This window comes from Georgenia sp. SYP-B2076, assembly GCF_003991205.1.
Taxonomy (GTDB): domain Bacteria; phylum Actinomycetota; class Actinomycetes; order Actinomycetales; family Actinomycetaceae; genus Georgenia.
This window is the reverse complement of sequence record NZ_RXOZ01000017.1, coordinates 1-12,450: the sequence shown is the minus strand read 5'-3', so window position 1 is coordinate 12,450 and position 12,450 is coordinate 1. Positions and strand designations below refer to the sequence as shown.

9 protein-coding genes and 1 tRNA gene are annotated in these 12,450 nt (G+C 74.8%); 6 read left to right on the top strand and 4 right to left on the bottom strand.

Annotated features, from left to right (window positions below; genetic code table 11):
• Nucleotides 1-91: 91 nt before the first annotated feature.
• Nucleotides 92-733 (bottom strand): TetR/AcrR family transcriptional regulator, encoded by a 642-nt coding sequence (locus tag EJK16_RS09055; RefSeq protein ID WP_240645906.1) that lies wholly within the window; start codon nt 731-733, stop codon nt 92-94.
• 184 nt (nt 734-917) lie between these two features.
• Between EJK16_RS09055 and EJK16_RS09050 the strand changes: the two genes are divergently transcribed.
• The 3 genes from EJK16_RS09050 (at nt 918) to EJK16_RS09040 (ending at nt 3,716) form a co-directional block, all read left to right on the top strand.
• Nucleotides 918-989, top strand: a tRNA-Gln gene (locus tag EJK16_RS09050).
• 142 nt (nt 990-1,131) lie between these two features.
• A complete protein-coding gene (gene glmU / locus EJK16_RS09045; RefSeq protein WP_127128535.1) occupies nt 1,132-2,739 on the top strand; it encodes a bifunctional UDP-N-acetylglucosamine diphosphorylase/glucosamine-1-phosphate N-acetyltransferase GlmU in 1,608 nt (535 codons plus the stop codon).
• Nucleotides 2,736-3,716, top strand: a complete 981-nt coding sequence (locus tag EJK16_RS09040) for a ribose-phosphate diphosphokinase (RefSeq protein ID WP_127128533.1) — start codon at nt 2,736-2,738, stop codon at nt 3,714-3,716. The genes glmU and EJK16_RS09040 overlap by 4 nt, the downstream gene beginning before the upstream one ends.
• Nucleotides 3,717-3,790: 74 nt before the next feature.
• Here EJK16_RS09040 and EJK16_RS09035 read toward each other — a convergent pair whose 3' ends face one another.
• Together EJK16_RS09035 and EJK16_RS09030 are read right to left on the bottom strand one after the other, a co-directional pair.
• Complete coding sequence (locus EJK16_RS09035) at nt 3,791-5,179, bottom strand: O-antigen ligase (protein WP_127128531.1); 1,389 nt, start codon at nt 5,177-5,179, stop codon at nt 3,791-3,793.
• A complete protein-coding gene (locus EJK16_RS09030; protein WP_127128529.1) occupies nt 5,176-6,141 on the bottom strand; it encodes a hypothetical protein in 966 nt (321 codons plus the stop codon). Before EJK16_RS09030 ends, EJK16_RS09035 begins: the two co-directional genes overlap by 4 nt.
• Nucleotides 6,142-6,306: 165 nt before the next feature.
• Between EJK16_RS09030 and EJK16_RS09025 the strand changes: the two genes are divergently transcribed.
• The gene (locus EJK16_RS09025; protein WP_127128527.1) at nt 6,307-7,152 is read left to right on the top strand and encodes a glycosyltransferase family A protein; all 846 of its coding nucleotides are present in this window, start codon (nt 6,307-6,309) and stop codon (nt 7,150-7,152) included.
• A gap of 58 nt (nt 7,153-7,210) precedes the next feature.
• Here the strand turns inward: EJK16_RS09025 and EJK16_RS09020 are convergent, their stop codons facing one another.
• Nucleotides 7,211-8,911, bottom strand: a complete 1,701-nt coding sequence (locus EJK16_RS09020) for an ABC transporter ATP-binding protein (protein ID WP_240645905.1) — start codon at nt 8,909-8,911, stop codon at nt 7,211-7,213.
• A 328-nt stretch (nt 8,912-9,239) separates the two neighbouring features.
• Between EJK16_RS09020 and EJK16_RS09015 the strand changes: the two genes are divergently transcribed.
• Nucleotides 9,240-11,534, top strand: coding sequence for a hypothetical protein (locus tag EJK16_RS09015; RefSeq protein WP_127128523.1), 2,295 nt, complete (start codon nt 9,240-9,242; stop codon nt 11,532-11,534).
• On the top strand, nt 11,531-12,450 hold a 920-nt coding region (locus EJK16_RS09010; protein WP_164737252.1), incomplete at its 3' end, for a glycosyltransferase. The genes EJK16_RS09015 and EJK16_RS09010, both read left to right, overlap by 4 nt.

Genomic DNA, 12,450 nt, shown 5'->3' with positions numbered 1-12,450 from the left:
TCAGCGGCGGGCGTCCTGGTGGTGAAGCCACGGCCCTAGGCGCGTTCCGACCGGTGGCGCCGGTCTCTCAGGTCCCGCCAGGGGCTTGGCCTCAGCTCCTCGCGAGGGAGCTGAGCGTGGGGCGGCGCTCCAGCCCCTTGAGGCCGTTCCACGCGAGGTTGACGATGTGGGCGGCGACCTCCGTCTTGTTCGGGCTGCGCGCCTCCAGCCACCACTGGCCGGTCAGGGCGATGAGCCCGACGAGCATCTGCGCATACATCGGCGCGGCCGCCGGGTCGAGCCCGCGCGTGCGGAACTGCGCGGCGAGCAGGTACTCCACCTGCGACGCGACGTCGCCGATGAGCGAGGAGAACGTGCCGGTGCCCTGCGCGACGGGGGAGTCGCGCACGAGGATGCGGAAGCCGTCGGTGTTCGCCTCGATGTAGTCCAGCAGGGTCAGCGCGGCCTTCTCGACGATGATCTTGGGGTGGCCGCCGGCGCTGAGCTGCTCGGTGAGCATGCCGAGCAGGCGCTGGACCTCACGGTCGACGACGACGGCGTAGACGCCCTCCTTGCCCCCGAAGTGCTCGTAGACCACCGGCTTGGAGACCTTCGCCCGGGCGGCGATCTCCTCCACGCTGGTACCCTCGAACCCCTTCTCCGCGAACAGCGTGCGCCCGACGGTGATCAGCTGCTCACGCCGCTGGGTGCCGGTCATGCGCACGCGCGGGGCACGTCTGGGATCGGAGGCCATCGCCTCATCATGCCCTGCGCGCCGCCAGGCGGCGGACCGGGCTACGCGGGTGCGCCGCCGGGCGGCGGACCCACCCAGCCACTCGGGCGCGGCCGCGGCAGGGTGAGTTAGGACACCGGTCGGCGCACCCGCGTGCCGGAGCGCGCCGGCGGTGCTGGCACACTGGGTGGGCGCACGCGCGCGGTCCGCCCTGGTGTAATGGCAGCACGCAGGCCTTTGGTGCCTTGCGGTCCGGGTTCGAATCCTGGGGGCGGAGCACGTGGGGGCCGTGGCCGGCGTCCGCCGCGGGCGCTGCGCCGCGGCGGACGGGCGGAGGGCGCTCGGGCGTGCGGCGTTAGAGTTGTCGCTGCACGACGCCCGGAGAACCCCTGGGCGGTGATCCTCCAGAGGGAGCCGGCGTGAGCTTGACCCAACCTGCTGCTGTCGTCGTCCTCGCCGCGGGTGAGGGCACCCGGATGAGGTCCCGCACCCCCAAGGTGCTGCACGAGATCGGCGGCCGCAGCCTGCTGGGCCACGCCCTCGCCGCCGCGGCGGGCCTCGACCCCGAGCGCCTCGCCGTCGTCGTCCGCCACGAGCGCGACGCCGTCGCCGCCCACGCCACGTCGGCGCACCCCGGCGTCATGGTCGTGGACCAGGACGACGTCCCGGGCACCGGCCGGGCCGTCCAGTGCGCCCTCTCCGCGCTCGACGCCGCCACGCACGCCGCGACGCTCGTCCACGCCGACGCGGCCGGGCACGACCCGCACCCGCCGGTGCTCGAGGGACCGGTCCTCGTCATGGCGGGGGACACCCCGCTGCTGGACACCGGCACGCTCGCCGAGCTCCTGAGCGCCCACGTCGCGGACGGCAACGCCGTCACGGTCCTGACGGCGCGGGTCGACGACCCCCATGGCTACGGGCGCATCCTGCGCGAGGGCGGCGACGTCGTCGGCGTCGTGGAGGAGCGCGACGCCACGCAGGAGCAGCGCGCGATCCGAGAGATCAACACCTCCACCTATGTGTTCGACGCCGCGGTGCTCCGCGAGGCGCTCGGCGGCCTGGGGCAGGACAACGACCAGGGCGAGGTCTACCTCACCGACGTCGTCGCCCTGGCGCACCGCAACGGCCTGCAGGTCCGTGCCCTCGCCACCACGGACTCGCTGCTCGTCGAGGGCGTCAACGACCGCGTGCAGCTCGCGGCCCTCGGCGCCGAGCTGAACCGGCGCACGCTCGAGGGCTGGATGCGCGAGGGCGTCACGATCGTGGACCCCGGCACCACCTGGGTCGACGTCGACGTCGAGCTCGCCCGCGACGTCACCCTCCTGCCCGGCACCCAGCTGCACGGCGCCACCACGGTCGGCGAGGGCGCCACGGTCGGCCCCGACACCACCCTGACCGACGTGCGGGTGGGCGCCGGCGCGACCGTCGTGCGCACGCACGGCGCGGACGCCGAGCTCGAAGCCGGGTCCACCACCGGCCCCTTCGCCTACCTGCGCCCCGGCGCGCACCTGGGCGCGGGGGGCAAGATCGGCACGTTCGTCGAGGTCAAGAACGCCCACATCGGCGCGGGCGCCAAGGTCCCGCACCTGACCTACGTCGGCGACGCCGACATCGGGGAGGGCACGAACATCGGCGCCTCGTCGGTCTTCGTCAACTACGACGGCGTCAGCAAGCACCGCACGACCATCGGCGCGCACGCCCGCACCGGGTCGGACAACATGTTCGTCGCGCCCGTCACGGTCGGCGACGGCGCCTACACCGGCGCCGGCACGGTCGTCCGTGAGGACGTCCCGCCCGGCGCGCTCGCCGTCCCCGGCGCCGGCCAGCGCACCATCGAGGGCTGGGTGCTGCGCCGCCGCGCCGGCACGGTCTCCGCGACCGCCGCCGCCAGCGCCCTCGGCCAGGGGGACGCCACGGGGCTGTCGCCCCAGGCGCAGGCCGAGCGCGCGCGCGCCGCGGCCGCGCCCAGCACTCCCCGGGACCAGCAGGCCCTGGGTACCACGGCAGAAGGGGACACCCAGCGATGACCGGGATCATCACCCACGGCGAGAAGCGACTTGTGCTTGCCAGCGGGAGGGCGCACCCGGAGCTGGCCTCCGCCGTCGCCCGGGAGCTCGACATCGAGGAGCTGCCCACCACCGCCTACGACTTCGCCAATGGTGAGATCTACGTCCGGTTCGACGAGTCGGTGCGCGGCGCCGACGTGTTCGTGCTGCAGTCGCACACCACGCCCATCAACCAGTGGCTCATGGAGCAGCTGATCATGGTGGACGCGCTCAAGCGGGCCTCCGCCAAGCGGATCACCGTGGTCGCCCCGTTCTACCCCTACGCCCGCCAGGACAAGAAGCACCGCGGCCGCGAGCCGATCTCGGCGCGCCTGGTCGCCGACCTGTACAAGACCGCGGGCGCCGACCGCCTCATGAGCGTCGACCTGCACGCCGCCCAGTCGCAGGGCTTCTTCGACGGCCCGGTGGACCACCTCTGGGCCCAGCCGATCCTCACCGACTACGTCCGCACGCGCGTCGACCCGGCGAAGACGGCCGTGGTCTCGCCCGACGCCGGGCGTATCCGCGTCGCGGAGCAGTGGGCCGCGAAGTTCGGTGGCGTGCCCCTGGCCTTCGTCCACAAGACCCGCGACATCCACAAGCCCAACCAGGCCGTGGCCAACCGGGTCGTCGGCGAGGTCAAGGGCCGCACCGCGGTCCTGGTGGACGACCTCATCGACACCGGCGGCACGATCGCCGAGGCGGTCAAGGTCGTCCTGGCCGCCGGGGCCTCGGACGTCATCGTCGCCGCCACCCACGGGGTGCTCTCGCACCCGGCGGCCCAGCGCCTGAGCGAGTCCGGGGCCCGGGAGGTCATCGTCACCGACACGCTGCCCATCCCGGCGGAGAAGCGGTTCCCGCAGCTGACCGTGCTGCCCATCGCCCCGCTGCTCGGCCGCGCGATCCGCGAGGTCTTCGACGACGGGTCCGTGACGAGCCTCTTCGAGGGCAACGCCTGACGTCACCCGTGGACGAGCGAGCCCCGGGCACCCGTTCGCGGGTGCCCGGGGCTGGCGCCGCCCGTGGGCGCGTCTTATCGGTGAACGGGCTGGTCGCGGTGTACGGGCAGGTCGCGTGCGGGTGCTACGGCCCCGGCTCCGCGGACCCGTTCCATCGGGGCGGGGATCGGCCGGCCGTGGTCGTGCCCGTGGCGCCACGCCGCGCCGGCGAGGCCGACGAGGAGGAACAGCACCACCGTGACCTGCGCGAAGCTGAACAGGTCGAAGAAGAACCCGGACACGGCGATGGCGGCGACCGAGGCCGTGAGGGCCTGCGCCCGTGACTGGTCGGCGGCGCTGTCGGCGCGCAGGACGGCCCCGCGCGCGCTGGACAGCGTCAGGGCGATGAAGGCGAGGAAGGCGGCCACGAGCACGAGGCCGCCCTCGATGAGGAACAGCAGGTACTGGTTGTCCAGCAGGAAGTACAGGTCGGGCAGGAAGGTCCCCAGGCCGCGCCCGATGAACGGCGACTGCGTGAAGAGCGCGTCCACCCGGGGGTAGTCGTCGAGCCGTGCGGTGACGCTGTCGTCGCCGGAGGCACCGAGGAAGAACCCGGTGATCGTGCCCAGCAGCCCCGGCACGGCGGCGCGCGCGAGCACCATCGCGGCGAGGGCGAACGCGGCCAGGTTCAGCCGCTGGCGCGTGTTGAGCACGACGGCGTAGACGGCCATCGCGACCACGAGCGTCAGCACGCCGGACCGCGTGACGGACACCAGGACGCCGACGACGAGCAGCGCTGTGGCGATCGCGGCCATGTGCCGGCGGAGCGGGGTGCCCGCGAACCGCGCGACGTGCACGGCGAGCGGCGTGACCGCGCCGGAGAGCACGCCGAACTCGATGGGGTGCCCCGCGCTGCCCTGGGCCCGGATGAACCCCCCGCGGTCGCTCATCGCACCGATCCCCTGCACCACCATCCCGGGCGGCCGCACGAGCTGCGCGAAGTCGAACGGGCTGAGGAACTGGGCGACGGCGACGACGGCGCTGAACGTCGCCCCGACGACGATGCCCGCGAGCAGCACGTCGATCTTGCGGGTGTCGCCGAGCGAGGCGACCCCCAGCGCGACGACCGCCAGCGGGAGGAAGACCAGCGCCACGCGGAGGGAGCCCGCCGCCTCCTCGGCGGAGACCTCGCGGAGCTGGGCGGCCGCCAGGGACGCGACCAGGCCGAGGAGGAGGACCCAGCACGCCACCTCCGCGGGCGAGGGCCGGCCACCGGCGTTCGGCCGCCGCACCCACCCGAGGAGGACCGCGCCGGCCACCCAGAACACGAGGAGGCGCCCGGGCCAGCCGTTCGACAGGAGGGGACCGGGCAGCACGACCGACGCGGGGAGGAAGAGGACGAGCAGCGGCAGCGCCGTGAGCGCGAACCACGGCCCGGGCCGCCGCGCGCCCGGCCGGGCCTCCGGGAGGAGCCGACGGCTCATCGGGGAGGGCCGAGGACGGGCGCCTCGGTGTGCGGGTCCTGGCGCAGCCTGATCGCCGGGCCACGCCGCCCGGCACCGGACCCGCCGGTGCCCTTCTGGGCGGCGTCGGCCCCGTTGGTGCGGGACGGGCCGGCGTCGGTGCGGCCGAGGTCAGCGTCGGCGTCGTCCGCCTCGGACGCCCGCGGAGGGGTGGGGGCCGTGGCGGCGTCCTGGGCGGCGGTGGCGGCGGTCGGTGTCGCCAGCCCGCGGGCGGCGCCGATGGCCCGCGCGGCGCCGCCGACCCGCCCGGTGGGCCGGGGGGCGCCGCTCGTGCGGGGGCGCGGTGCGCGCGGCGTCGTCCGGCGGCGCTCGAGCGCCATGTCGAGCGCGGTGGCGGCCGCCGCGGCGACGCCGAGACCCACCACGGCGATGGCGCCGGACGTGCGGAACCGGCTCGGGGTGACGTCCTGGACGGGGTTGGCCGGGACCGCCGGCGCCAGCCGGTAGCGGGCCCCCTCCGTCGCGCCCGCCTGTTCCTGGAAGGTGTTGAGGATGGTGCCCGCCTGCGTGGTCACCTCGCCGAGCAGGCCGAGCACGGCCCCCGGCGAGCCGCCCGTCGCGGTGATCTCGATGATGGGCTGCCTGCTGGCGGGGTCGGCCAGGATCGTCTCCTTCGACTCCGTGTCCAGCCCCAGCTGCTCGGCGAAGGCGGCGCTGTTGAGGTTCCGCGCCAGCACGGCCGCCGCCAGGCTCGGCCCGTCGTACGGGTTCGTCTCGTACGGCTCCACGACCTCGCCCGTCACCGGGTCCGGGGGCGGCGGCGGCGGGACCACCGGCGGCAGCACGGTGACCGTGACGGAGGACGAGTAGACGGTCGGCACGGCCTGGTAGGCCTGCACGGCCAGGACGGCCGCGAGCGCGACGATCGGCAGCGTGACGTACCAGCGACGGAAGCTGGAGCCAAGAATCGAGAAGAGATCCATGCGTCCTCCTGAGGTCGTGGTGAGAGAGTAGGTGCTCAACATGCGTCGCACTCGGGTTTACGTGCCCGGACGGGAATTTCTTGCGGCCGATGCGGGGTGAGAGCGCCCTCCGGCACCGTGCGAGGTGGGTAGGGTCCACTCGAGCCCCGAAGGAGTGGTGACGCCATGGCAGCGGTGACCGACGTGCTGATGATCACCTACAACAGCCCGGAGCACGTCCGGGTCTCTCTTCCCCACCTGCTCTCCACCTGCGACGAGAGCACGCGGGTGTGGCTGTGGCACAACGGGGACCACGAGGAGACCCTCGGCGTCGTCTCCGAGCTCGCCCGCGACCCGCGGGTGCACCGGTTCCACCACAGCCGGGAGAACGTCCGCCTCACCGCCCCGACCAACTGGCTCTGGAGCGAGTCGGACGGCACCTACGTCGCCAAGGTGGACGACGACTGCCTGCCCGAGGCGGGGTGGATCGAGCGGCTGCGCGACGCGCACGAGGCCAACCCGGCCTTCGGCGCCGTCGGGTGCTGGCGCTTCATGGAGGAGGACTTCCTGCCCGAGGTGGCGGCCGCGAAGATCGCCGAGTTCGACGGCGGCCACCGGCTGCTCCGCAACCACTGGGTGCAGGGGAGCGGGTACCTCCTCCCGCGGGACATGGTGCGCCGGCTCGGACCGCTGCGTCAGGGGCAGTCCTTCACGCAGTACTGCATCGAGCTCGCGCGGCGGGGCGCGGTGAACGGCTGGGCGTACCCCTTCATCCAGGAGGACAACATGGACGACCCGCGCTCGCCCCGCACGCTGTTCAAGGACGACACGGACTTCCTGCGGCGCATGCCGCTGACGGCGCAGGCGCTGGGGATCACCTCGGTGGCGGACTGGGCGCGCCAGGAGCACGAGTCCGCCGTCGCCGTCCAGAAGGCCTCGCTGGACCTGCGGGAGTACTCGGGGTGGCGGGCGAAGCGGCGCGGGGCGCGCAGGCGCCTGACGCGGCTGGTCCGCGGCCGCGGCAGCTGGTGAGCGCCCGGGTCGCGGCCGCCCACGCCCCGACCGGCCCCCGCAGCGGTGAACGAACGCGTCAGTTCCGGCTCTGCTGCCGCGTGATCTCCGTGACCTCCCGGTAGAAGGCGTTCGTCGCGAGGAGCTCGCTCGGCGCCGCGAAGGCCTCGAGGCGGCCGCCCGAGACCACCATGATCCGGTCGCAGAACGACAGGGTCGAGAGACGGTGGCCGACCAGGAACAGCGTGATCTGCCCCTTGAGGCTGTGCAGCGACTCCTTCACGAGCGCCTCGGAGCGCACGTCCAGCGCGCTCGTCGGCTCGTCCAGCACGAGGACCTCCGGGTTCTCCGCCAGCGCGCGGGCCAGGCAGATGCGCTGACGCTGCCCGCCCGAGACGGCCGCGGCCCGCTGTCCCACGACGGTGTCGTACCCCTGGGGCCAGGACAGGATCTCGTCGTGTATCTGCGCGCGGCGCGCGGCGGTCTCGACGTCCTCGTCCGTGAGCTCGGGCCGGTAGAACCGGATGTTGTCGGCGACCGTTCCCCAGATCAGCTGCGGCGTCTGGGGCACGTAGGCGACGCGCCGCTGCCACTCCTCCCGCCGGAAGACCTGGGCGTCGCGCCCGTTCACCTCGAGGCGGCCGGTGGTCGGGGTGCGCAGGCGCAGCAGCAGCTGGACGAGCGAGGACTTGCCGGCCCCGGACGGGCCCGCGATGCCGATGGCCTCGCCCCGGCGCACCCGGAACGTGAGCCCGCTGAGGGCCTCGCGCTCGCCGTGGTAGGAGAAGTGGACGTCGGTCATCCCGATGTCCTCGATGGTCGGCGGCAGGGGCTCGTCCCCGTCCCGCTGGGCGTTTGCGCCGTACCGTTCGACGGCGTCGGCGAGGCGGTGCATGAAGGGGATCCGCTCGTCCAGGCCCGTCACGGCGGTCTGGAGCTGCTGGCCGTAGGTGGAGGCCCGCAGGAGGATCAGGACGACGGCGCCGAGGGTGGCGATGTCGTCCAGCCCGATGATGAAGACGACCCCCAGCGCCACCACGAGCAGCAGCAGGGCGATGCTCTGGTACAGCGCCGGGACGGCGTTGGCGAGGAACCGGGTGCGCATCATGGGGGCGCGGATGGCGTCCATGAGCCGGTAGAACGTCTCCTTGTAGGACGCCGTGGCCCCGAAGACCTGCGTCTCCTCGGCCATGAGCACGACCTCCTGCACGGCCTTGGAGTACTCGATGTTCTCCGCGCTGAGGGCGGAGGCGTGCCGCCGCAGCCGCCGCGCGAGGGGGCGCAGCGCCAGGAACAGCCCGACGGAGACGACGCTGAGCAGCGCGGCGGCGGGCAGGCTCAGGACGAACGCCGAGACGAGCAGGGTCGCGAAGACGACGGAGACGGAGATCCCCGTGCCGATCGTGATGACCGCGTAGCTCGCCGAGTTGATGTGCGTCGTCATGAGGGACTGGAACTGGCCGTCCCGCTCGGTCGCCTTCACCGGCCAGGACGCCCGGATGAAGGAGTCGAAGAGCTGGCGGCGCAGGTCCGCCATGGCCTGGGCGCTGATGCTCGCCGGCAGGTAGGCGAGCAGCACCTGGAGGGCGCCGCGCAGGACCGCCATCGAGATCCCGAGGACGAACATGAGGGAGGGGGCGGCCGTCAAGTGCACGGGGCCGATGTGGACGGCGACCTCCGAGTGGCCCTGCGACAGCGCCCCCGCGATGGCGCCGACGACCGAGAGCAGCGCGGCCTCGGCGAACCCGGCGACCACGGACGTCGTCACCAGCACGGTCATCTTCAGGCGCGAGGTCCTGAAGAACGGTGACAGGCGCCGCCACGCCGACCGGGCACGGCGGGCGACGGCGAGCGGCGATGAGCGGCCCCGCCGCGGGGCCGGAGGTTGCGTCGGCACGGGCAGTCCCCTGACGTCGTCCGTTCCACCCGGGGCGCGCCCCGGGCCATGCCACAGGGTAATCGCGGGCACCCGGCGCGCGCGGAAGAACGTCGACCCGTCTCCCGCGCGGCCGGGCGGAGATCCGAGGTCCCGATCCCCGCGCGGCCGGGCGGAGATCCGAGGTCCCGATCCCAACGCGTGCGGGCCGCCGCGCGCCTACAGTGCGACCGTGGAGCTCACTTCCCTTCTCGGGCCCCGGAGCCGGGTCATCGACGTCGGCGCCGACGGCCCCGACGTCGCCCGGTGGCTGGCCGGGCGCGGGCACGAGCGCTACCTCGGCCTGGTCCCGCCGGACCGGCTGGAGGCGGTGCGGGAGGCCGCGGGCGACCTGGCGGACCGCTTCGTCGCCCTGGACCCGCCCTCGCTGGCCACGCGGAACAGCGCGGACCTGATGATCGTCCGCCGTCCCTTCGCCGCCTACCTCTGGTCCTTCCGGGACCTGCGCCACGTCCGGTACCTCGCCGTCGAGGCGGGCGGCGGCGTCCGCGGGGTCGAGGCGCACCTGGCCGGGCTGGTCCCGCGCCTGACCGGCCGGGCGGCCCCCCGGGGCCGCTGCACCTGCGCCGGACGGCAGCTCGACGTCCTCGAGCTCGCGGGCCGGCCGGCGCCACGCGCCCGCCGTTACCTCTCGCCCACCTGGGGCGTGACCGGCCTCGTCCAGCGACTCGAGGCGCACGGGGTGCGCTACGCCGCCCTGCGGTGGTTCGAGCAGCTCCCGGCCCTCGACCCGGGCGAGGACCTGGACCTCCTCGTCGCGGACGACGACCTGGCCACCGTGGAGCGGCTCCTCGCCGAGGAGCCCGGCACCATCCCGGTCGACCTCTACAGCGAGTCGGGCCTGACCGGCACGGACTACCAGGGGATGGCGTACTACCCGCCGGCGCTCGCGCGGCAGATCCTCGACCGGGCGGTGGTGCACCCCAGCGGCTGCCGCGTCCCCCGCCCGCTCGACCACCTGCGTTCGCTGGCTTACCACGCGGCCTACCACAAGGGCCTCCGCTCGGGCCTCGCCTCGGCCATGACGACCGAGCGGGAGCCGAACCCGGAGCACGACTACGCCGCGGTGCTGGCGGACCTGGCGCGCGAGAACGGCGTCGACCTGACGCTCACGCTCGACGGCGTCGACGAGTACCTCGCGGACCAGGGATGGCGACCGCCGCCGGACACCCTGCGACGTCTCGCGGCGTCGAACCCGTGGGTCGGGCGGCGGTTCCCGGCCGAGGCGCCCCCGCCCGACCCGCCCGAGCCCGCCGTCTTCCTCGTGCGGGAGCGCACCCTCGACGTCGTGCGCCTGGACGAGGTCCGGGACGTGCTGGTCCGGCTCGGGTTCGAGATCCTGCTCGTCCGCGCCCTCGACGGCCCGGCGCGGGCGCGGTGCGCGGACCAGATGCGCGGCGGGAACTGGGGGCGGGGCCCGTTCCCGCAGTCCGGCGGCGTCCCGGCGACGGCGATCGTCGCCCTCCACTACGGGCCGCGGCTCCCGCCCGCGCACCTGCGGGAGCGGTACCCGCGCCTGTCCAACATCGACAGCCTCCAGGCGAAGCTGCGCATCAGGGACCTCGTGGCCGAGCGGGTGCCCGAACCGGCGCGCTTCAACCCGGTCCACTCCTCCGACGACGAGACCGAGGCCTGGGAGTACGTCGACCTGGCGGTGCCCGACGAGGCCGGGCGCCTGCGCGCCGAGGTGCGCCGGCGCCGCGCCGAGTACGCCACCGACGTGCCCGTCGAGCGGGTCCTCAGCCGCGGGCGCCGCGCGAAGGTCGAGGTGGTGCGCACGGAGCACGGCCGCGCCGTCCGGAAGACCTTCGTCCCGGCCGCCCGGCGCCACCTGGAGCGCGAGCTCGGCGGGCTGGCCACGCTCGCGCCGCACGTCGCCGTGCCGGAGGTCCTGGCCACGGGCCCGAACTGGTTCCTCAGCCCCTACTACGAGAACCGGCTGCGCCGCGTCGGCGACCGGCCCGGCGGCGCCCTGGTGCCCCTGCGGGCCGCGCGCGAGATGGTCGACGTGCTCCGGCGCGTCCACGCGCTCGGCCTCGACCTCGTCGACGCCAAGCCCCAGAACTTCCTCCTCGACCCCGAGCGGGGCCTCACGCTCGTCGACCTGGAGTTCCTGCAGCGCTACGAGGGCGAGCCGCCCCCGTTCACGGGGCTGTACGGCTTCGTCGGGGTCCCGGACGGGTTCGGCGGGGACGTGCCCTTCGTCGACGACCTGCGCTACGACCTCCGGTGGCGCCCGTACGTGGGGCTGTCGATGGAGGCGCTCCTGGGCAGCCCGCCGTGGGAGCAGCACCTGCGGCGGGCCGCATTCCGCCTGGCGCGCGTCGCCGGCGGGTCGAGCGAGCCGGTCCGGCGGGTCGGCGGGCGCTCGCTGCGGACGATGCGGCGTGCCCGCCGGCGGGCGGCGGGCCTCTACCACGCATGGGCGAGGCGCCGGGCGCTGCGCCCGATGGGGGATGCGACATGAGCGAACCGACGCAGACCGGGAGACCGGTCATCATCGTGCCGGCGCACAACGAGGAGGCGGTGATCGCCGCGGGCCTCCGCACGGTCCTGGCGGACGCCGCGCCGGGGGAGTTCCACGTCGTCGTGGCGTGCAACGGGTGCACCGACGCCACGGCCGAGCGCGCGCGGGACGCGGCCGCCGGCCTGGGGGCCGACGTCACGGTCCTCTCGCTGCCGGTGGCGTCCAAGGCGGCGGCGATCCGCGCGGCCGAGGAGGTCGCCACCGGCTTCCCGCGCGTCTACCTCGACGCCGACGTGCACTGCCCCACCGCCACGGTCCGGGCCATGGTGGCCGCCGTGGACGCCGGCGCCGCCGTGGCCGTCCCCAGGCGGGTCCTGGACACCGCCACGGCCGGCGCCGTCGCGCGCCTGTACTACGAGGGCTGGCAGGCCCTGCCCTGGGTGCAGGGCCAGCTGTCCGGGCGTGGCGCCTACACGCTCGGCCGGCGCGCCCGGGAGACGTTCGGGCCCTTCCCGGACGGGATCGCCGACGACCGGTTCGTCACCGCCCGCGTCCCGCGCGGCGAGGCCGTGATCGTGGGGGAGCCCGTGGTCGTCCGGCCCCCCGGCCGCGTGGCGGACCTCATGCGGGTCCGCCGGCGCGTCTACGCCGGCAACCAGCAGCTGGACGGGCCGGCCCACGACGTCGGCCGGGCGGGGCGGCTCGTGGGCCTGGCCCGCACGGTCCTCGCCCGCCCGGCGCTCGTCCCGGCGCTGGCCACGTTCACGGCGGTCACGGCCGTCGCCAAGCTTGCGGCCCGCGAGTCCGTCCGGCGCGGGGACGTCACGTGGGGCCGGGACCGCCGGCGCGGCCAGGGGCCCCGGCGGGCGGCGCGCCGCGCCGCCCGTCCCGCGCAGCCCGGCCGCCCGGCGCGACC